Annotated in this window: 23 protein-coding genes and 5 tRNA genes; 26 read left to right on the top strand and 2 right to left on the bottom strand. The window is 43.3% G+C overall.

The features are described 5' to 3' along the window. Positions 1–205: 205 nt before the first annotated feature. Together ACWQ4X_RS01260 and argH are read right to left on the bottom strand one after the other, a co-directional pair. Entirely contained in the window at positions 206–478 is a 273-nt protein-coding gene (locus tag ACWQ4X_RS01260) for an oxidative damage protection protein (RefSeq protein ID WP_100242562.1), read from the bottom strand. Positions 479–489: 11 nt separating this feature from the next. After that, positions 490–1920 carry an argininosuccinate lyase gene (gene argH / locus ACWQ4X_RS01255; protein WP_171334103.1) on the bottom strand — a complete coding sequence of 477 codons (1431 nt, stop codon included), beginning with the start codon at positions 1918–1920 and terminating at the stop codon, positions 490–492. Here argH and ACWQ4X_RS01250 point away from each other — a divergent pair. The 26 genes from ACWQ4X_RS01250 (at position 1911) to rplL (ending at position 21242) form a co-directional block, all read left to right on the top strand. Continuing rightward, positions 1911–3065, top strand: a complete 1155-nt coding sequence (locus tag ACWQ4X_RS01250; RefSeq protein WP_457902427.1) for a sensor histidine kinase — start codon at positions 1911–1913, stop codon at positions 3063–3065. The two genes, argH and ACWQ4X_RS01250, sit on opposite strands and share 10 nt — an antisense overlap. 56 nt (positions 3066–3121) lie before the next feature. Beyond that, the gene (locus tag ACWQ4X_RS01245) at positions 3122–3859 is read left to right on the top strand and encodes a LytR/AlgR family response regulator transcription factor (protein WP_457902426.1); all 738 of its coding nucleotides are present in this window, start codon (positions 3122–3124) and stop codon (positions 3857–3859) included. A gap of 106 nt (positions 3860–3965) precedes the next feature. Then, positions 3966–4883, top strand: coding sequence for a hydroxymethylbilane synthase (gene hemC, locus ACWQ4X_RS01240; RefSeq protein WP_457902425.1), 918 nt, complete (start codon positions 3966–3968; stop codon positions 4881–4883). Between the two features lie 3 nt (positions 4884–4886). After that, on the top strand, positions 4887–5666 hold the full coding sequence (locus ACWQ4X_RS01235) for a uroporphyrinogen-III synthase (protein ID WP_457902424.1): 780 nt from the start codon (positions 4887–4889) through the stop codon (positions 5664–5666). Next, positions 5663–6514: a hypothetical protein gene (locus tag ACWQ4X_RS01230; protein ID WP_457902423.1), complete on the top strand. Its 852-nt coding sequence runs from the start codon at positions 5663–5665 to the stop codon at positions 6512–6514. Before ACWQ4X_RS01235 ends, ACWQ4X_RS01230 begins: the two co-directional genes overlap by 4 nt. A gap of 1 nt (position 6515) precedes the next feature. Next, positions 6516–7709 carry a heme biosynthesis protein HemY gene (locus ACWQ4X_RS01225; protein WP_457902422.1) on the top strand — a complete coding sequence of 398 codons (1194 nt, stop codon included), beginning with the start codon at positions 6516–6518 and terminating at the stop codon, positions 7707–7709. A gap of 8 nt (positions 7710–7717) precedes the next feature. Next, positions 7718–8146: an acyl-CoA thioesterase gene (locus tag ACWQ4X_RS01220; RefSeq protein WP_457902421.1), complete on the top strand. Its 429-nt coding sequence runs from the start codon at positions 7718–7720 to the stop codon at positions 8144–8146. A gap of 150 nt (positions 8147–8296) precedes the next feature. Further along, a complete protein-coding gene (locus ACWQ4X_RS01215; protein ID WP_100242553.1) occupies positions 8297–8623 on the top strand; it encodes an H-NS histone family protein in 327 nt (108 codons plus the stop codon). A 165-nt stretch (positions 8624–8788) separates the two neighbouring features. Then, positions 8789–9532 (top strand): type II secretion system protein N, encoded by a 744-nt coding sequence (gspN, locus tag ACWQ4X_RS01210; RefSeq protein WP_457902420.1) that lies wholly within the window; start codon positions 8789–8791, stop codon positions 9530–9532. Then, positions 9532–10359, top strand: coding sequence for a type II secretion system protein N (locus tag ACWQ4X_RS01205; RefSeq protein WP_457902419.1), 828 nt, complete (start codon positions 9532–9534; stop codon positions 10357–10359). Before gspN ends, ACWQ4X_RS01205 begins: the two co-directional genes overlap by 1 nt. A 42-nt stretch (positions 10360–10401) precedes the next feature. After that, positions 10402–12663, top strand: coding sequence for a type II secretion system secretin GspD (gene gspD, locus ACWQ4X_RS01200; RefSeq protein ID WP_457902418.1), 2262 nt, complete (start codon positions 10402–10404; stop codon positions 12661–12663). 72 nt (positions 12664–12735) lie between these two features. Beyond that, positions 12736–13404 carry an FHA domain-containing protein gene (locus tag ACWQ4X_RS01195; RefSeq protein WP_457902417.1) on the top strand — a complete coding sequence of 223 codons (669 nt, stop codon included), beginning with the start codon at positions 12736–12738 and terminating at the stop codon, positions 13402–13404. Between the two features lie 70 nt (positions 13405–13474). Next, positions 13475–14146, top strand: coding sequence for a phosphoglycolate phosphatase (locus ACWQ4X_RS01190; protein ID WP_457902416.1), 672 nt, complete (start codon positions 13475–13477; stop codon positions 14144–14146). Positions 14147–14259: 113 nt separating this feature from the next. Next, positions 14260–15753 (top strand): anthranilate synthase component I, encoded by a 1494-nt coding sequence (trpE, locus tag ACWQ4X_RS01185; RefSeq protein ID WP_457902415.1) that lies wholly within the window; start codon positions 14260–14262, stop codon positions 15751–15753. A 98-nt stretch (positions 15754–15851) separates the two neighbouring features. Then, positions 15852–15927, top strand: a tRNA-Thr gene (locus ACWQ4X_RS01180). 54 nt (positions 15928–15981) lie between these two features. Then, positions 15982–16065, top strand: a tRNA-Tyr gene (locus ACWQ4X_RS01175). A gap of 36 nt (positions 16066–16101) precedes the next feature. After that, positions 16102–16177, top strand: a tRNA-Gly gene (locus ACWQ4X_RS01170). A 12-nt stretch (positions 16178–16189) separates the two neighbouring features. Continuing rightward, positions 16190–16264: transfer RNA gene (locus ACWQ4X_RS01165), tRNA-Thr, on the top strand. Positions 16265–16411: 147 nt separating this feature from the next. Beyond that, a complete protein-coding gene (tuf, locus tag ACWQ4X_RS01160) occupies positions 16412–17602 on the top strand; it encodes an elongation factor Tu (protein ID WP_100243336.1) in 1191 nt (396 codons plus the stop codon). Positions 17603–17651: 49 nt separating this feature from the next. Next, positions 17652–17727: transfer RNA gene (locus ACWQ4X_RS01155), tRNA-Trp, on the top strand. Positions 17728–17802: 75 nt separating this feature from the next. Continuing rightward, entirely contained in the window at positions 17803–18243 is a 441-nt protein-coding gene (secE, locus tag ACWQ4X_RS01150) for a preprotein translocase subunit SecE (RefSeq protein WP_100242786.1), read from the top strand. 7 nt (positions 18244–18250) lie between these two features. After that, entirely contained in the window at positions 18251–18784 is a 534-nt protein-coding gene (gene nusG, locus ACWQ4X_RS01145) for a transcription termination/antitermination protein NusG (RefSeq protein ID WP_100242785.1), read from the top strand. Positions 18785–18900: 116 nt separating this feature from the next. Beyond that, complete coding sequence (gene rplK, locus ACWQ4X_RS01140; RefSeq protein ID WP_001074682.1) at positions 18901–19329, top strand: 50S ribosomal protein L11; 429 nt, start codon at positions 18901–18903, stop codon at positions 19327–19329. 3 nt (positions 19330–19332) lie between these two features. Next, positions 19333–20028, top strand: a complete 696-nt coding sequence (gene rplA / locus ACWQ4X_RS01135) for a 50S ribosomal protein L1 (protein WP_161933128.1) — start codon at positions 19333–19335, stop codon at positions 20026–20028. 296 nt (positions 20029–20324) lie between these two features. Then, positions 20325–20831: a 50S ribosomal protein L10 gene (gene rplJ, locus ACWQ4X_RS01130; RefSeq protein WP_100242783.1), complete on the top strand. Its 507-nt coding sequence runs from the start codon at positions 20325–20327 to the stop codon at positions 20829–20831. Positions 20832–20873: 42 nt separating this feature from the next. Next, the gene (gene rplL / locus ACWQ4X_RS01125) at positions 20874–21242 is read left to right on the top strand and encodes a 50S ribosomal protein L7/L12 (protein ID WP_016168444.1); all 369 of its coding nucleotides are present in this window, start codon (positions 20874–20876) and stop codon (positions 21240–21242) included. The last annotated feature ends 66 nt before the right edge of the window (positions 21243–21308 follow it).

Here is a 21308-nt window from a genome sequence, read left to right as displayed (position 1 = left end):
AGATGCTGCGCATTACTCATGTAGGATATTGTGTGCAAATGTAGCCTTATTTAAGGATATGTAGCTTTTTATATCTTATCCCTTGAAATCATGATCATCATCCCAAAGCTTGATGCAAGTGCCTTTTGGGTCAAGAAAATCAACTCGCGATCAATAAAAAGACCAGCACGGATGCTGGTCTTTTTAAGAGGAAATACGCTAAAGCTTAAGCTTCAGGTTTCCAGCCTTCGGCAGTTTCAATGCTGCTGTCATTGCTGAAGAATTTCTCGCGTTGTTCTTCTAGAAACTTCTTGGCTTCTGGTTCAAACACGTTCAAACGCTTTTCGTTAATCAGCGTGGTTTGGTGTTTTAACCATTCTTGCCATGCCTGTTTAGAGATATTGTTAAACAGCTCTTCACCTTTGGCACCAGGGAATGGCGCAAAGTCCAAACCTTCCATCTCTTTTTGATATTTACGGCAGAATACTTGACGTGTCATTGCAAGACCTCTTAAGCGTAAAGCTTTTCTAAGCGAAGGTGAGCACGTGCAATCGCTGCTTCGACTTGTGCAGGTGCAGTACCACCAATGTGATTACGTGCATTCACTGATGCTTCTAAAGTGAGTGCTTTTTCAAACACATCTGCTTGAATCAAATCAGAGAATTGCTGAAGTTGCTCAAGGGTTAACTCAGATAAATCTTTCGCTTCTTGTACGCCTAACGCTACGGCTTTACCGACGATTTCATGTGCATCACGGAAAGCAACCCCGTTCTTCACCAGATAATCCGCCAAGTCAGTTGCAGTTGAGAAACCACGTAGAGCGGCTTCACGCATGATCTCAATGTTTGGCACTAAGGCAGGAATCATGTCTGCAAATGCCATGAGTGAACCACGTACAGTATCAATTGCATCAAACAGTGGTTCTTTATCTTCTTGGTTGTCTTTGTTGTAAGCCAATGGCTGACCTTTCATGAGGGTCAACAAGCTCATCAAGTCACCGTAAACACGACCTGTTTTACCACGGACCAACTCAGGAACATCTGGGTTTTTCTTCTGCGGCATGATTGACGAGCCTGTGCAGAAACGGTCAGGAATATTTACGAATTTAAACTGAGCAGACGTCCATAGAATCAATTCTTCAGACATACGGGACAAGTGCATCATAATTAGGGATGCTGCAGCATTAAACTCAATCCCGAAGTCACGATCAGATACGGCATCCAACGAGTTTTCAGACACGGCTTCAAAACCAAGCAACTCAGCCGTATAAGCACGGTCGATTGGGTAAGTGGTCCCTGCAAGTGCAGCCGAACCTAAAGGCATGCGATTAACACGTTTGCGGCAGTCAATTAAACGCTCAGAATCACGCACCAACATTTCAAACCATGCCAACAGGTGGTGACCAAAAGTCACAGGCTGCGCAGTTTGAAGGTGAGTGAAACCCGGCATAATGGTGTCGGTGTTTTTTGCCGCTAAAGACAAAATCCCTTTTTGCAATTTTGCCAATAATTCTAAGATGGCATCAATTTCATCACGCACATACAGACGAATATCCGTGGCCACTTGGTCGTTACGGCTACGACCAGTATGTAATTTTTTACCAGTGATGCCAATACGTTGAGTCAAGCGCGACTCAATATTCATATGCACATCTTCTAAATCAATACGCCATTCAAAATTACCTGCTTCAATTTCAGCTTGAATGGTACTTAAACCCTGAATAATGTCATCACGTTCAGATTCGGTCAGTACGCCAACTTTTGCTAACATGGTTGCGTGGGCAATAGAGCCTGCAATATCTTGTTTATAAAAGCGTTGGTCAAATTGAACAGATGCGGTAAATTCTGCAACAAAAGCGTCAGTCGCTTCAGTAAAACGACCGCCCCACATGCCAGAAGTCTGGGCTTGTGACGGATTAGAGGAATTAGAAGATGTGGTCATGTCGGCTCAGTAAAATAAAAAATCGGCAAATCAAACAGAGTATAGCAAATTCAAAAGCAGTTGCCGAAGCCCAAGTATCGCATTCTTTCAGACAAAATCGATCTAAGCCTGCTTATTCTTATTTTTTTAGTACGGCAGGGCGTTGGCAAAATTTAGCCGAGCTGTGTGTGGCAGGGAATCTATTGGCCATTTTATTGGCCTTGGCGGAAGCGCATTCATGGCAAGCCCTAAGTACAGCACGCGTGTTGTTGTTTATGCTTTATATCAACTGGGTGTTGCTGTCTTTTACCGCCATTATTGAACGTTTACAACTACGCTTGCAGCAATGGGGGCTCACCGCTCTGCTGGTGTTCGGTTTTGTGCTGTTGCAAGGGATTATTTTCAGCACAACTTTCATTTTGAATGTATTTTTATTTTTTGGGCAGAATTTTACCTTTCGGGGTTTAACCTTGGGGACGGCATTGCAGGGTGTGGTGCTGCATTTAAGTTATGGCGGCTTATTGGGAGCCTTTTGTTTTCGCTATTTGTATATTCGGGAACAATGGACGCGGCAGCAGCATAGCGAGTTAAATGCCCGTATTCAGGCCATGCAGGCAAGAATTCATCCACATTTTCTTTTTAATAGTTTAAATAGTGCGATCAGTTTAATTGCGGTTGATCCCGATAAGGCGGAGCAGATGCTTTTGGACTTATCACGCTTATTTCGTGCCAGCTTTCAAGAATTAAAATTGGTCAAGTTGCAAGATGAAATTGAACTGTGCCAACGTTATTTAGCCATTGAGCAAATTCGCCTAGGCAAGCGCTTACATTTAGAGTGGAAGTTGCTGCATCCTGAATTATTTTCACAGGTGCAAATTCCGCTGCTGACTTTACAACCTTTACTAGAAAATAGTATTTTTCATGGAGTTGAGCAAAATTTATCAACCAGTACAGTCAGTGTATTGGTCGAAATTACACACAATCAAGTCAATATCGTCATTACAAACCCGTACATACAGGATAAAATAAATTTACGACAAGGACACGGTATTGCCATTGATAATGTAAAACAACGCCTGATGGCATATTATGGGCGTTCGGTCATCTTTCGAACCTTTGCAGGGGATGGGATGTATACCACTGTGGTGCAATATCCGTATAAGTAGAACAGTGGCGGTTAACTTATAAAAATAAACCATGTTAACTGAACGAAGGAGTAAGAATGGACATCCTAATTTGTGATGATGAGCCTCTTGCAGTAGAGCGTTTATCCAGATTGGTCACACAAATGGGGCATCAAGTCATTGCAACTGCCGCTTATGGTCAGGAAGCAATTGAGATGGTGCAATTTTATCAACCCGATGTGGTGTTGTTAGATATACAAATGCCAGAAATGGATGGTTTGACCTGTGCGCAATTCTTGCGTCAGTTGGAGCCTTCACCCGCCATTGTGTTTTGTACAGCGTACGATCAGCATGCTTTGGATGCATTTAAATCGCATGCCGAGGGCTACTTACTTAAACCGATTATGCAACAGGAATTGCAGCAGGTTTTGGATCAACTGACTAAACTCACGCAAGCGCAAGTGAGTCACTTAGAACAAAAAGAAGATATGGATAATCTAGAACAACGCCATCAAATCGCGGCGAAAACTTATCGTGGCGTGGAATTGGTACCCGTCGAAAATATTTATTATTTTTTAGCCGATCAAAAATATGTCACGGTTCGCCATAAAAATGGCAGCGTACTGATTGATGAAACCTTAAAAGATCTGGAACAGGAGTTTGGTCAGCAGTTTATCCGTATTCATCGTAATGCCTTAGTTTCGGTGCATTATCTGGAAGGTTTGGAGCTGATCAATTCTGGGCAATATCAAGTCCGTTGTCGTGAGCTGGACGAGCGTTTATCGGTCAGTCGACGCCATTTACCCTATTTACGTGAACGAATTCAGAAACTTTGAACATGAATCTACGATTTCGTGCATGGAATTGGTAATTCTGCTTGCATTTTAAAGTTTGCAAGTTAAGTTTAGAATAACTGACTTCATTCAATGTATCTAAAAATTTATGAAAACTTTGAAGATTGCAACACGCCAAAGCCCACTTGCTTTATGGCAGGCAGAATTTATTCGTTCTAGCTTAGAGGCACGTTATGTCGATTTAAAAGTAGAACTGGTAACGTTTGTGACTCAAGGCGATAAAATTTTAGATACTCCGCTGGCCAAAATCGGTGGCAAAGGCTTGTTTGTTAAAGAGCTTGAAGCAGCCTTGCTGGATGGTCGTGCAGATTTGGCGGTACATTCCATGAAAGATGTACCGATGGCACTGCCTGAAGGTTTAAGTCTGGCGGTGATTTGCGAGCGTGAAGATCCTTTTGATGCTTTTGTTTCAAACAGCTATGCGCATTTTGATGACTTGCCACAGGGTGCCAAAGTCGGAACATCAAGCTTGCGCCGTAAATGCCAGATTTTAAAACAACGCCCAGACCTTGATATCATTGATTTACGTGGCAACGTTGGGACGCGCCTGTCTAAGCTGGATGCAGGTTTGTATGATGCCATTATTTTGGCGAGTGCAGGATTAAAACGACTCGGTTTAGCGGAGCGTATTCGCCATACTTTGCCTGCCAGTGTGAGTCTTCCTGCGGTCGGACAGGGTGCACTCGGCTTGGAGTGTCGTGCAAACGACCAACAGGTGCTCAATCTGATTCAGCCGTTATTACATGCAGAAACTTCTGCCTGTGTCCGTGCAGAACGCGCATTTAATGCCTATTTGGAAGGCGGTTGTCAGGTGCCGATTGCAGGCTATGCAACCTTAAATGACGAGCAAATTCATATTGAAGGGCGTGTTGGTAGTGTCGATGGTGCGAATCTACTGGTTGCAGAATTAAGTGGATCTGTGGCTGATGCGGAACAATTGGGTGAAACTTTGGCAAAACGCTTGCTCGATTTAGGTGCTGGAGAGCTGTTACGAGCTTTGCATTAAGTCATGTTGTTTATTAATACTCGTCCGCAGGCGCGTGCACAGGAATTGAGCTTAGCTTTGGCGCAAGCAGATATTCAGGTTCTAGATGTTCCATTATTGGAATTAGAAGCATGTGCTTGGTCTGCAGATTTGCAGGGCTTGTATCAGCAGTTGTCCAAGGTAAGTTGTGTCGTGGTGGTGAGTCCTTCTGCTGTGGAGTTTGGGATGGCAGGCTTGCAGCGCAGTGGTTTGACGTTGCAGGATCTGCAAGCCTTACAATGGATTGCGGTTGGTGAAAAAACCGCACAAGCCTTGGCAGAGTATGGAATCCAGAGTCATGTGCCTGAAGTCGAAACCTCAGAGGGAATGTTACAAATTCCACTCCTGCAGCATTTGTCTTCATCGTCTTGTATCGCTTTTTGGCGTGGGCAAGGCGGACGCCAATTTATGATGGAGACCCTGCAACAACAGGGCGTGTCGATTTTAAATTTTATCTTGTATCAGCGTCGTTGCCCGACGCAAACGATGCAAAATTTTGGGCAAGTTGTCGCACAATTGCAACAGCATCAGTCTTATAGTGTGCTGATCAGCAGTGAAGCCAGTTGGCTGAACTGGCTGGCTTTGATGCAATCCCATCAGCGCCTTTTTGCACATGGGCACTTTATGGTGCTCGGTGAGCGGTTATTTCAACTGCTGCTTAAAGCCCAAAAGCAGCAGCATTTAGAATTCCATCTTCATTTATTATCCGATTTAAGTACTGAAACAATATTGCAGTGCCTGCGGGCGATGCCGAGAAATGCATGAAAAAGTTTTTAATTATTGTGATTTTGGTCTGTGTGGCATGGATTGCCAAATTAAGTTATGACCTTTTTCAATTGAATCAAACCCAGACGGTCATGCAGAACACATTACAGCAATTAGAAAGTAATAGCGCCAGTCTGAACGATCAACTTGTGGCGTTGCAACGTCAGAATCCTAAGCCGTCTGAAGCAGCGACCACTGCATCAGCACCTGCTGCTGCGGGTGAACCAGCGGCAAATAGCATGCTGCAGATTGATCCGATGGCATTGATTCGTCAACAATTAGACTTGGTGGGTTTTGCCTTACAGCAACAGCAATATCATTATGCTTTAGAAAAGTTGGCTCAGCTGAATCTGAAACTGGAACAGTATGCTTTAGCACCAGCCCTCAAACAAAGTTTGCATCAGGCGATTGCAAAAGACCAGAAGCTGATCCAGCAGACGGTACAAGCGCGGATAGAACAACAGCAACAAATCCAACAATTATCACAACAACTTGATTTGGCATTAACCCAAGAAATCAAACAAGGGCAAATGCGTCCAGCGAGTGCGGAGAATAGCTCATTCTGGCAACGCTGGTTTGTATTGCAACCCGCTACTCAGCCCGCAACTCAATTGATGCAACGGGCGATTATTTTGAAGGAAGTACAGTTGCGTTTACTGGTCGCACGTGAGGCCTTAACGCAGGGGCAGTATTTAGAATATCAAAAAGATTTAAACGAGATTATCCAGATTTTAGCCAGCTTGCCTGATGCGCAGGCACAGAAATTGCGTCAGCAAGTCGAGAAGATCAAAGGATTCAGCATTATTCCAATGCCAGTCCTGAATACACGCGCTTTGCTGGGATCTTAATATGAAACAGATTCTTTTGGCTTATGTATTTATCTGTCTGATCTTCATCGCATTGCTCAGTGTTTTGAGTTATGGCTATGGCGCAGGTTATGTCTACGTCTATTGGCGTGAATGGCAATTCCAGAGCAATGTCTGGTTTGTGTTTATCGTATTGGCTGTGTTGGGTTTTATCTTTCAGCTGGTTTGGTTATTGCTTAAACGTTATTTTACCCGTGAGCAAAGAAAGCAAACAGCCATTTATGATTTCAAAACCTTGCATCCTTATGAACAGTTGGCGGTGATTTGGCTCTTGGATGCAGGACGGGAGCAACAGCAGTTTATTCAGAATGCATTTACCCAGTCGGGATTGTTGCGTGGGGTGATTGATTCACGCCTGTATTTGATGCAGCAACAATATCCTGAAGCCTTGTCGGTACTGAGTCAGAGTCATGCCATGGCATTTGAGTTGGCAGAAATTCAGCGGATTCAGGTTTTCCTTGCACAGCAGGATGCAGAGCAGGCACTGACACACCTTGAGTTTTTAACCCAGCATGAACTCTCTCCATGGTTGAAAGATGTAGAAACGGCCTATGAGCAACGTTTAACTGAGTTATGGGGAGCATTTGCGGTACAGTTTCCATGGCAATATTTACGTTCCATGCAATATGGTCATCTGGATGAAGCAACCAAGCAAGCTTGGTTAGAACAACTGTTACAGCAGTTTGATCGTGCCAGTCTTGAAAATTTGCAAGATTTGCAGCAGCGCTATTTAGATTTATCCAGCGAAATTGAAACTCGGAGTTATTCAATTAAAACCTTATGGTTGAAATTATTGTCGCGCTTACCCGATTTAAGTCAGCAACATGAAGATTTGGCCCTGCATTTGCTTGATCAGCAATTTAATGCAGAAGTTTTTTATTTGTGGTTCCAGCAGCAGTTGTTGAAACAAGTGCCGAATTATAGTGATGTGGAACAGCATATTCAGGACTGGGAATTGAAGTATCCGTCGCTGCCTGTTTTAACCTTTGCAAAATGGCATGTCTATGACGCGACTGGTCGGTTCAATAAAGCAGATGAATTATTAACTTTATATCCTGATAATGTGCTGATGAATTATTTGAGGATTAAATCGACGTTGAAAAATCGTGAAGATTTGATTCAACAGTTAAATTTTATCTTTGAAAATAATGCAAATTTTATGAAAATTAAGATTTAAGGGAATATATGTCTTTATTCAATGAATATCCAGTCGTGCATGAGCAAAATGTCGCGTGGGGGGATATGGATGCTTTTGGTCATGTAAATAATGTGATGTATTATCGCTATATTGAAAGTGCACGAATTAATTATTTTGATGCATTAAATATATTTGAACAAAAAGTATTAACTGTCGTTGCATCAAATCAGTGCAAATATTTACGTCCCGTATTTTATCCTGATCAATTGAAAATTGCAGTTCGAGTGGATGAGTTACGTAATAGTGCAATGCGCATGACCTATCAATTATTCAGCACTGCACAAAATGCACTCGTGGCAACGGCAGAAGCAGTGATCGTGTGTGTCGATCAAGAAAATATGCAAAAGGCGGCAATCCCAGAAGATATTCGTGAAAAAATTCTCAAAATGGAACATGCGGTCGGACATTTAATTTAATTCTGATGCACTATTAAATAGTGAATCTAGATTATTTTATTTAAACTGTTTGTATATTGTTGTGAATTTAAATATAAGTGTTGAATATTGGATTTAATAAAAATATGATAATCCAGTGTTATAAATTAAATCGTATTTAATGGAGTTAATATGATGCCAGACATTAGTAATTTATCTGTAGAAGAGTTAAAGCGTTTACAAGTAGAAGCGGAAGCCTTAATCGTTTCTAAAAAAGATCAAGCAATTGAAGATGCTTATACTCAGATTATGGATGTTGCTGATAAAGTAGGTTTGAGTATTGAACAAATCTTAGAGTTTGGCGCAACTAAACGTAAGAAAAGTACTCGTAAATCTGTAGAACCACGTTATCGCAATAAATCAGATGCTTCAGAAACTTGGACTGGTCGTGGTAAACAACCGCGCTGGTTAGTGGCTGAATTGGAAAAAGGTGCAAAACTTGAAGATTTCCTTATCTAATCTTCATAAGATTGTCATCCAATCTGATTAAATTATTCAAACCAAGCAAAACTGCTTGGTTTTTTTATATTGATCAATTGGCGGTGAAAAAAAAGTGTGCATAATGGGTGGCAAAGATAAAATATATATTTTAGGAAGAAAAATAGTGATGTTGGTTGTGGTGGGATGACAAAAAAAAATAAGCACCTTGGATGGTGGATTTTTGCCTTAAGTACATTTTTATTTTTCGTTGTGCTGCAAATTCCAGCAGCTTGGCTCGTTTCAAAATTTTATAAAAATAACCAGGTGCTACAAAATGTCAGTGGCAATATTTGGCAGGGGCAGGCGGATTGGCATCAAGGTGCATTAAAAGGCTCATTGAATTGGAAAGTGCGTCCCCTAGATCTATTGTTACTCCGATTAGGTGCTCAAGTTGAGATTCATAGTGGCCGTACCCAGTTGCAAGGGGTAGTCGGTTATGGTTTGGGACAGCGTTGGATGGTTAAAGAGCTTTCTGGCGAAATAGCCCCTGAGACCTTAAAGCGCGTAGCAGATTGGCAATGGCCGAGTAATCCGATTCAATTGCAAGATATTCAGTTTAAATATCAAAAAGAACATGGCTTTCAAAAGGTTGAAGGTGCAACACAATGGATCGGTGGAGAACTCACTTACACGTTTGCGCAACGCCAAGAACAAATGAATATCCCAAGTTTAAAAGGAAGCTTGAGTGATCGTGATCAAGTCCTGAATATTGATGTACGTGATCAACGTGACCAAAAAATGATAAAACTGTTATTGGATAAGAATCTGATGCTGGATGTGCAGATTACCCAGCGTATGCTCATGAATGTGCCTTCTTATCAGGGTAAAGCAGGTCTGGATACTTATGTGGTGAGTTCACGTCAACCGCTATTGAAAGGTGGTATGTGATGAGCGCGTTACAAGACAAACTACAGAAACTCAACATTGGGCAGTTGGATCGTTTTGCACCGTGGTTATTTGCGTTATTGTTGACCTATCTAAGCTGGAAATTGGCCAGTATTTTTTGGTTGTGGGTCGCTCCGCCAATGCCTATGCAGCTAGAGCGTGTACAGTTAGGTTCACAGCAGCCGCAAGTTCCTAATATCAGCGCATTTACTTTGTTTCAGGAGTCCAATACTGCCAGCATGAGTAATCTCAATAATTTGAGTTTGCAAGGCGTGGTGGTGTCCTATCCGAATCAATACTCTTCCGCTGTGATTAAAGTCAATCAAGTGGCTGACCGATATCGTGTCGGTGAAACATTGGCAGGTACAGCCTTTCAATTGGCCGAAGTGTATTGGGATCATGTTGTGTTGCGGGATGCGGCAGGGCAAACCCGAGAAGTGGCATTTAACCGTATTGCGAATGGTTTAGATCAGCCGATCGTTCCGCCCGCAGGGACAACCTCTTTGCCTACAGCGACAGCACCAACGACGACGCAGCATGCTCTGGGGCAGGCGGTGCAGCAAATGCAGCAGAACCGTGACCAGTTCTTGGCAGATATGGGGGTAGGGGCGGCAACAGGTGAAGGCTATGAGGTGACCAGTAAAACCCCAGCGGCATTAAGGAATACTTTGGGATTGCAGCCTGGGGACCGGATTTTGTCTTTAAATGGACAGAATGTGGGACAAGGACAGAATGATGCACAATTACTTGAACAAGCCAAACAAGCAGGGCAAGTCAAACTTGAAATAAAACGTGGTGATCAGGTGATGACCATACAACAAAATTTTTAAATGATGAGAAATCGCCCCTAGGGTTAGGAAACACAGAAGTATATGGCTTTATTTCATACTAATCGTCCAGTTTGGGCTTTGCTCGCAAGTGCACCTTTAATTGCTGCTGTAAGTAGCAGTACCTATGCGCAAACATGGAAAATTAACCTACGTGATGCAGATTTAACGGCATTTATTAATGAAGTAGCCGATATTACGGGTAAAAACTTTGCGGTGGATCCGCGTGTGCGTGGCAATGTGACGGTGATTTCCAATAAGCCACTGAACAAAAATGAAGTGTATGACCTGTTCCTTGGGGTATTAAATGTAAATGGCGTGGTTGCGATTCCCTCAGGTAATACCGTCAAAATTGTGCCAGACAGCAATGTGAAAAGCTCTGGTATTCCCTACGATGCACGTAAGCGCGCGACAGGGGATCAAATAGTCACCCGTGTGATCTGGCTGGAAAATACCAATGCCAATGATTTGATTCCTGCACTACGTCCATTGATGCCGCAGTTCGCAAACTTATCGGCTGTGCCAGGGGCGAATGCACTGATTGTGTCAGATCGTGCTAGCAATATTTATCAACTGGAAACCATCATTCGTAATTTGGACGGGACTGACCAGCACGATATTGAAGCTATTACTTTGCAATCCAGCCAAGCTGAAGAAATGATTGGCTTATTGGATTCCATGACAGCAACGGGTGCGGCCAAAGACCTGAAAGGTGCTCGTGTGCGTGTGATTGCGGATAACCGGACCAATCGCATTTTGATTAAAGGTGATACCGCAACTCGTAAGCGTTTACGTCAGTTGATTGAAATGTTGGATGTGCCTGCTGCGGACCGCTTGGGTGGGTTGAAGGTTTTTCGTCTGAAATATGCCAGTGCCAAAAATTTAGCGGAAATCTTACAGGGTTTAGTGACAGGGCAGGCAGTTTCAGGCTCTGATAGTAAGGGAAGCAGCGCTTCGAATTCGAACAGCAGCATGTTGGGAAATAGTAATAACAGCACCAGCTCTAGCAGTTCATCCTCTTCAAGTATTTCGACGCCATCTATTAATTTGGGTGGAGGTTCTTCGAGTAGCAATCAAAATAACATTACCAGTTTTAATGCCAACGGCATCAGTATCATTGCGGACAGTTCGCAAAATGCTCTGGTGGTCAAAGCCGATCCACAATTGATGCGAGAAATCGAATCAGCGATTCAGCAACTGGATATTCGTCGTCAGCAAGTCCTGATTGAAGCGGCAATTATTGAAGTTGAAGGCACTGATGCCGATCAGCTTGGCGTGCAATGGGCTTTGGGGGATATTAGTAGCGGCGTGGGCTTAATCAGCTTTGATAATGTGGGTTCAAGTTTGGCGAGTCTGGCAGCAGGTTATTTAACTGGCGGTGCTTCTGGTTTGGGGCAGGCATTGACGGGTGCTGGTAGTTCATTGGTGCTGGGTGACTATAAAGAAAGCAGTGATGGCTCACGTCAGCTTTATGGTGCACTGATTCAGGCGCTCAAGGAAAATACCAAGTCCAATCTGCTTTCAACACCTTCGATTGTGACCATGGACAACGAAGAAGCTTATATTGTGGTGGGTGAGAACGTCCCGTTTGTGACAGGATCAGTGAGTACCAGTAATGGCACAGTCAACCCCTATACCACCATTGAGCGTAAAGATGTAGGTGTCACGCTGAAAGTGATTCCGCACATTGGCGAAAATGGCACGGTTCGCTTGGAAGTTGAGCAGGAAGTTTCTGGAGTGAAAAGCAGCAAAGGTCAGGCTTCGGATCTGGTGACAAGTAAAAGAGCGATTAAAACTGCAATTCTGGCGGAACATGGACAAACCGTGGTTTTGGGTGGTCTAATTTCAGATAATTCGGTTTATAGTCGTCAATCTGTGCCAGGATTGGGGGCAATTCCCGGTGTTGGGCGCTTATTTAGATCGGATTCGAAATCCAATCAGAAGCGCAATTTATTGGTGTTTATCCATCCAACAATTGTCGGTAGCGGTGAAGATGTACGTCGCTTATCTCAGCAACGCTATAGCCAGTTGTATAGCTTGCAGTTGGCGTTGGATAAAGATGGTAGTTTTGCCAAGTTGCCTGAGCAGGTAGATGACGCTTATATGCAGCGTTTGCCTGTGAAATCTGGCGCACCACGTACCAGTCCTTATCAGTCAGTGCCTTCTGCTGCACAGCCATCTAATGCTGTGGCCGTAACAACTCCTGTTGCGATTGAACCTGCGATCAGTAGTACGCCTGTGCCGAAATCCGAAGTGGAAAAAACAAAAAATACCGTGACCACCATCAGTGTTCGTCCAGCGTCTTAATGGTAAATGGGCAAAATTGAAATGTACTGCTTGCATGGTATGATGATGCAAAATCAATAAAGAGATAATGTAATGACTTGGAAGATACAGGCAATTACGGGTGAATACGCGGGGCAGGAAATCAGCATTGACCGCGATATGTTGGTTGGGCGTCATCAAGAAGCAGATGTGTTGTTGCAGTCAGCAGAAGTGTCACGTAAACATGCCGCGTTGTTGTTAAAAGAACAAGCGTTATGGGTGCAAGATTTAAACTCATCTAATGGCACTTTTGTGAATGACTTAAGAATTGAAACTGAAAGTCCATTACAAGAGGGCGACATTGTTCAGTTCGCCAGCTTTAAATTTTCCGTGTTAGCGCCTGCGCAATCGGCAGACGTTGTAGAGGCTGAAACCTTAGTAGAGCAGCCTGCAGAAGCTGTTGCACCATCTGAAACGACTGCAGAAAAAACCGCAGCAGAACAGATGAATGATCAAGGAATGCCTAGCTTGACTGAGCGTGATGGCAATGTGCAGTTAAGTCGAGATGGTATGCCACAGAATGTCTCTGTGCCAAAACCTGCACCAATTCCTGAAGGTGTGGATGTGTCTAAAGCCACGCCAAATCCAGAGCCAATTCCCGTTGAGCAACCAGTTTCGCGTGTCGAAGAAGAGCGTGTACAACAGAAAAATGCGTCGTTGGGTTTAATCACTATTATTGTTTTGGTGATTTTAGCCATCTTGGCGTGGGTGATGTTTAAATAATCTGGGAAATCCCTACAATAAAGGCATGCTCTGGCATGCCTTTTTTATTACTGAAGAATTTGGGTCGCTTATGAATATTGCACAATTAGATCGCCGTGAATTAATGCTGTTTGATTTGGATGGAACCTTGGTCGATTCGGCAACCGACTTATATCGTGCGATGAATATGAGCCTGAATGTGCTTCAATTGCCATTGGTCACGGAGCAGCAAGTCCGTGTTTGGGTAGGAAAGGGGACTTCAATTTTCTGTCACAGCACCTTGCAATATCTCACAGGCGAGGTCGATCCTGCACAGCATAAGCAATTGCTCGATACCTTTTTGCAAATTTACAATGCAGAGCCTTGTGTGGAAACACGTCCTTTTCACGGCATTCTGGAATTTCTGGAATGGGGCTTACAACAGAATAAAACCATGATTTGTGTGACCAATAAGCCTGAGCTACCTGCACGCATGATTGTTGAAGCATTGGGGATGTCGAAATACTTTGTCGATGTCATTGGTGGTGATCGCTTTGAAGAGCGTAAGCCGCATCCACGTCAGTTATTGCATTGTGTCGAGGAATATCAGGTTGAAAAATCTCAAACACTGATGTTTGGTGATTCAAGCAATGATGTCGAAGCAGCACGACGTGCGGGTATTGATTGTATTGTCGTAAGCTATGGTTATAATCATGGAGAAGATATACAGGATTGCCAACCACAACTTGTGGTGGATGATTTAAGAGAATTAATCACAGCATAATTTGTAAAAGGAATAATGACACATGAGTCGTTGTAAAGCTTTTCGATGGCGTCGCTCAGTCTGATGTAACGAAAAATTGAATTGACCCTAATCGAAAATTTAAAGAGAACCTTATGACGACTCAAGTGCAATACGAACAATTAAAAACACAAGGCTACAACCTGATTCCCGTTTACCGTCAACGTTTGGCGGATACCGAAACCCCCTTATCTGTTTTTGCCCGTCTAAAGGGTCATCAGCAAGCCTACTTATTCGAGTCGGTTGAGGGTGGTGAAAACTGGGCGCGCTATTCGATTATTGGTTTGGGTGAGTCGACCGTGTTTTCCTGTAATGCGGGACAGCTCACCATTCAGCATGTTAATGGTTCACATGAAAAGCAGGCCTGTGCCGATCCATTCCAATACATTCGTGATTTTCTAGCGCAATTTAAAGTGCCAACCCAAGCAGATTTACCTACTTTGCCAAACTTTACAGGCGGTTTAGTGGGGTATTTTGGCTATGATGCGGTGCGTTATATCGAACCACGCCTCAATAATGTACCTGAAGCCGATCCAGTAGGCTTGCCAGATATCTGGATGATGCTGTCTAAAACTGTAATCGTGTTTGATAATTTAAAAGACACCCTGTTTTTGATTGTGCATGCCGATGTGAATGATCCAGAAGCTTACTTTAAAGCGCAAACACAGCTTGATATATTAGAAAGGTTGCTAGCAACCCCTGTGAGTTTGCAAGCGAAGAAACATACCGCACCGCATTTTGAATCATTAACGGGCAAAGACAAGTTCCTTGAGTCAATTGAAACGGTCAAAGAGTATATTCGTGCAGGGGATGTGATGCAGGTGGTGCCTGGACATCGTATGGTTTCGGATTTTGATGGTGAGGCATTACAGGTTTATCGTGCTTTACGTCACTTAAATCCATCGCCCTATTTGTTCTTGGTACAAGGACGGACGTTAGAAGATCAGAAGCCGTTTCATATTGTTGGTTCATCTCCAGAAATTCTATCGCGTTTAGAAAACGGAATTGCCACAGTCCGACCTTTAGCAGGCACACGTCCACGTGGCAAAACCAAAGAAGAAGATTTGGCGTTGGAAAAAGATTTACTTTCCGATGAAAAAGAAATTGCAGAGCACTTAATGTTGATTGATTTGGGACGTAATGATGTTGGTCGCGTTTCTAAAATTGGTAAAGTACAAGTGACTGATCAAATGGTGATCGAACGTTATTCGCATGTGATGCATATTGTCTCCAATGTGCAAGGTGAAGTACGTGATGATGTAGATGCATTGGATGTTTTTAAAGCAACTTTCCCTGCAGGCACACTTTCTGGTGCGCCAAAAATTCGTGCCATGGAAATTATTGACGAAGTTGAACCAGTAAAACGTGGAATTTTTGGTGGTGCTGTTGGTTATTTAGGCTGGCATGGTGAAATGGACATGTCGATTGCGATTCGTACCTGTGTCATTCGTGAAAATAAGGTCTATGTTCAGGCTGGAGCAGGGCTGGTTGCGGACTCAAATCCTGAATCTGAGTGGAATGAAACCCAAATAAAAGCTCGCGCAGTGATCAAAGCGGTTGAATTATCGTCAAATGGATTGATTTTATGAGTTTTTCGCAATTTTTTTGAAAAAAACACTTGCAAGGATTCTAAGTTTTGCTAAACTGCACACCGTTCCGATACGAAATGTACGAAACACTAAGAAGAGCCGGCATAGCTCAGTTGGTAGAGCAACTGACTTGTAATCAGTAGGTCCACAGTTCGAATCCGTGTGCCGGCACCATCTTAAAGGTGTGTAGTTGTGAAGTAAAGAACGACACTGAAATAAGTGTGATATGGTGAGATTCCCGAGCGGTCAAAGGGGGCGGACTGTAACTCCGCTACGAAAGTTTCGAAGGTTCGAATCCTTCTCTCACCACCATTGACTTCGATTGAAGTGGTACATTACCAACATTAAGCGGGAGTAGCTCAGTTGGTAGAGCGGTAGCCTTCCAAGCTACATGTCGCGAGTTCGACCCTCGTCTCCCGCTCCATCGAAGATGATTGCTCTTATAGCTCAGTGGTAGAGCACTCCCTTGGTAAGGGAGAGGTCTCGAGTTCAAATCTCGATAAGAGCTCCAGATACAGTTTAGTAGATATTCTACAAAGATTTTAAAAAGCAGGCTTATTAGTCTGCTTTTCAAGTATTGGGTGTCTGCTTTTTTAGGCGATATGTCGATGCTGAGCTTTTCTCAGAAGTGTGTTCGACGTAAACGAGGAATATAAACATGGCTAAGGCTAAGTTTGAACGTAATAAGCCACACGTAAACGTGGGCACAATCGGTCACGTTGACCATGGTAAAACTACTTTAACTGCTGCGATTGCAACGATCTGTGCAAAAACTTACGGCGGTGAAGCGAAAGATTACTCACAAATCGACTCTGCTCCTGAAGAAAAAGCACGTGGTATTACAATTAATACTTCACACGTAGAATACGATTCTCCAACTCGTCACTACGCTCACGTAGACTGCCCGGGCCACGCCGATTATGTTAAAAACATGATTACTGGTGCTGCTCAGATGGACGGCGCGATCCTTGTATGTGCTGCGACTGATGGTCCAATGCCACAAACTCGTGAACACATCCTTCTTTCACGTCAGGTTGGTGTACCTTACATCATCGTATTCTTAAACAAATGCGACCTTGTTGACGACGAAGAATTACTTGAATTAGTAGAAATGGAAGTTCGTGAACTTCTTTCTACTTATGACTTCCCAGGCGATGACACTCCAGTTATCCGTGGTTCTGCTCTTGCTGCGCTTAATGGCGACGCTGGTCAGTACGGTGAGCCTTCAGTTCTTGCTCTTGTTGAAGCGCTTGACTCTTACATCCCAGAACCAGAACGTGCTATCGACAAAGCATTCTTAATGCCAATCGAAGACGTATTCTCTATCTCTGGCCGTGGTACAGTAGTAACTGGTCGTGTAGAAGCTGGTATCGTGAAAGTAGGCGAATCTGTAGAAATCGTTGGTATCCGTGATACTCAAACAACTACAGTTACTGGCGTTGAAATGTTCCGTAAACTTCTTGATGAAGGCCGTGCGGGCGAGAACTGTGGTATTCTTCTTCGTGGTACTAAGCGTGAAGATGTACAACGTGGCCAAGTACTTGCTAAACCAGGTACAATCAAGCCACACACTAAATTCGACGCAGAAGTATACGTACTTTCTAAAGAAGAAGGTGGTCGTCATACTCCGTTCCTTAACGGTTACCGTCCACAATTCTATTTCCGTACGACTGACGTAACTGGTGCGATCCAATTACAAGAAGGCGTGGAAATGGTAATGCCTGGTGACAACGTTGAAATGTCAGTAGAATTGATCCACCCAATCGCAATGGACCCAGGTCTACGTTTTGCGATCCGTGAAGGTGGTCGTACAGTAGGTGCTGGTGTTGTTGCGAAAGTAACTGCATAATAAGTACATATGTTTTAAGTCGAGAATTTCGATTCTCGACTTACTCTTCAGGCTAGTAGTTCAATTGGTAGAGCGTCGGTCTCCAAAACCGAATGTTGGGGGTTCGAGTCCCTCCTGGCCTGCCACTTTTTTCGTAAAAGAGCTTGATGCTGGCTAAACTAGTCATATAATAAATCGCGAATTCTACGACGAGTAAAAAAATGTCGAATGATAAATCGCGTGACGCATTAAGCGACGCGCCTATCCCTCAAAGAAATAATTCTGCTGAAGTTGTCAGTTCTGGCTCACCATTAGATGTTGTGCTATGGATTATTGCATTGATTTTAATCATTGGTGCAACCATGGTAAATCAGCACTTGCCAGCATACTGGGCACCAGCAAATGATATTTGGGTGCGTGTTGGTGTAATTTTGTCTTGTATCGTTGTGGCTTTAGGTTTATTATACGCCACCCATCAAGGCAAAGGCTTTGTTCGTTTGCTAAAAGATGCGCGTATTGAATTGCGTCGTGTCACATGGCCAACCAAGCAAGAGACCGTGACCACCTCATGGCAGGTTCTTGCAGTAGTCGTTGTAGCATCTATTTTATTGTGGTGTTTTGACTATATTTTGGGCTGGTTAATGAAGTTTATTATCGGGTAAGAGAGCTATGAAACGTTGGTACATTATTCATGCCTATTCAGGTTATGAAAAACAGGTGATGCGTTCACTTAATGATCGAATCCAGCGTAGCGCTGTAGCCGATAGCTTTGGTGAAGTCCTCGTTCCTACTGAAGAAGTGGTAGAAATGAAGGATGGTAAGAAGCGTAAGTCTGAGCGTAAATTCTTTCCTGGCTATGTGTTAGTTGAAATGGAAATGAATGATGAAACTTGGCACATCGTAAAAGAGTGTCCTAAAGTTTTAGGTTTCATCGGTGGTACAGCAGAAAAACCTGCACCAATTACCCAGCGTGAAGCAGACGCGATTCTTGCTCGTGTACGCAATACTGGTGAAGCACCTCGTCCGAAGACGATGTTTGAACCAGGCGAAGAATTACTCGTAATTGACGGTCCATTCACCGACTTTAAAGGCGTGGTGGAAGAAGTTCTATACGATAAGTCACGTTTAACGTTGACGATTAATGTATTTAATCGACCAACACAAGTTGAATTGGAATTTCGCCAAGTCGAAAAAACAATTTAATCTGAATTGGTTTAAAACGCCCGATTTCTTGAATCGGGCATTGTTGTTGTAGTGGATACCACTGCAAGAAAATATTGGGGAGCTGTAAAAGGCGTTCGTACCCAGAGGTAATTGAAATGGCTAAGAAGATTGACGGCTATATCAAGCTGCAAGTTCCAGCTGGTAAAGCAAATCCATCTCCACCGATTGGTCCTGCACTAGGTCAACGTGGTGTTAACATCATGGCATTCTGTAAAGAATTCAATGCTGCTACACAAAAAGTTGAACCAGGTCTTCCAATTCCAGTAGTGATCACTGTGTACAACGATAAGTCGTTCACATTCATCATGAAAACTCCACCTGCATCTATTCTTCTTAAGAAAGCTGCTGGTATCCAAAAGGGTTCATCTGTACCTAACAAAACTAAAGTTGGTAAGTTGACTCGTGCTCAGTTAGAAGAAATCGCGACTACTAAAGAACCAGATTTAACTGGTGCTGATTTAGACGCACGTGTTCGTACCATCGCTGGTTCTGCACGTTCTATGGGCTTGGAAGTGGAGCTATAAGACATGGCAAAGTTAACTAAACGTCAAAAAGCCATTGCTGCTGCTATTGAAGCAAACAAAGTTTACACTTTGGAAGAAGCAGTACAAGTTCTTTCTAGCTTACCAGCTGCTAAATTCAAAGAATCTTTGGATGTTGCGGTAAACCTAGGTGTTGACCCTCGTAAATCTGACCAAGTTGTTCGTGGCGCGACTACACTTCCTGCAGGTACTGGTAAAACTGTACGTGTTGCTGTGTTTGCTCAAGGCGCTGCTGCTGAAGCTGCTAAAGCTGAAGGCGCTGACATCGTTGGTTTTGATGATCTTGCTGAAAGCATTCAACAAGGTAACCTTGACTTCGACGTAGTGATTGCTGCTCCAGATGCAATGCGCGTTGTAGGTAAATTAGGTACAATCCTTGGTCCACGTGGTTTGATGCCAAACCCGAAAGTGGGTACTGTGACTCCAGACGTTGCTGGTGCAGTTAAAAATGCTAAAGCTGGTCAAGCACGCTACCGTGTTGACAAAGCAGGTATTATCCACGCTGCGATCGGTCAAGTAGGTTTCACTGCTGAAGCTGTTCGCCAAAACGTTGAAACTTTAGTTGCTGACTTGAAAAAATTAAAGCCAGCTACTTCTAAAGGTGTATACATCAAAAAGATCACTTTGAGCTCAACTATGGGTCCTGGTCTTGTTGTTGATGTAAACAACGTTTCTAACTAAGTTTGACTTAGTCCAGAATTTTAAAGCCCTGAGTAAAAATCAAAGTGCTGCTTTGATTTTTACGCAAGAAACGCGCTGTCGTATTTTGCGAACTTAGGCAAACTTTGAATTGATAAATATATATTTATCAGCGTCAAAGACCTCGGGCGAGAGGGGTTTTATGCCTCTCTCTTAATAACCCAGCCTGAGTAGACGCGGTGGTGTGATTTATTCCTCCTCCGCGTGTAAGTCTGAAAGGACTTACGAATTGGGGTGTGCCTTCACAGGTACATAAATCACCGTTAGGAGGTTTTACAATGGCTCTTCTTATCGAAGACAAAAAACAGATTGTTGCTGAAGTTAGCGATGTAGCTGCTAAGGCATTTTCTGTTGTTGTGGCTAACTATCAAGGTTCAAGCGTAGAGCAATTAACACAACTTCGTGTTGAAGCTCGTAAGTTGGGTGTTACTACACGTATCGTGCGTAATACTTTAGCTAAACGCGCTCTTCAAGATACTCAATTCAATATCTTGAACGACGATCTTGTTGGCCCAACCATTCTCGGTTTCTCAACTTCTGAAGACGACATGGGTGCAGCTGCACGCTTGTTCGAAGAATTTGCAAAATCTAACAAAGCATTTGAACTTAAAGCTGCTGCCTTTGATGGCAAAGTTTATCAAGGTGCTGAAGTTAGCGTTATCGCAAATCTTCCGAACCAAGAAAAAGCGCTTACTATGCTTGCGTCTGTTCTTCAAGCTCCTATTTCGAAATTGGGTCGCCTTATTACAGCGCTCAAAGAGAAAAACGAGTCAGAAGCGGCTTAATCCTACTTTCACACCATTCAATATCCATTTGGAGTTATTCTCATGGCTTTAACTAACGAAGAAATCTTAAACGCAGTTGCTGAAAAAACAGTTCTTGAACTTGTTGAACTTATCTCTGCTTTCGAAGAAAAATTTAACGTATCTGCTGCTGCTGTAGCTGTAGCTGCTGCTCCTGGCGCTGCTGCTGCTGCTGAAGAACAAACTGAATTCAACGTAGAGTTGACTTCTTTCGGTGCTAACAAAGTTGCTGTAATTAAAGCAGTTCGTGAAGCTACTGGCCTTGGTCTTAAAGAAGCTAAAGATATGGTTGAAGGCGCCCCTGCAGTTCTTAAAGAAGGCGTGTCTAAAGAAGAAGGCGAAGAGCTTAAGAAGAAACTTGAAGAAGCTGGTGCTACAGTTACTCTTAAGTAATCTTAAGGGGAGTCGATTTTTTATAATCGGCTCCACAAAATGGCTGATGGCTCTTGGGTCATCAGC

The sequence above is a fragment of the Acinetobacter sp. NigerLNRRAM0016 genome (assembly GCF_054112845.1).
Note: the sequence above shows the minus strand (reverse complement) of the source record. Positions and strands in the feature narration are given on the sequence as shown.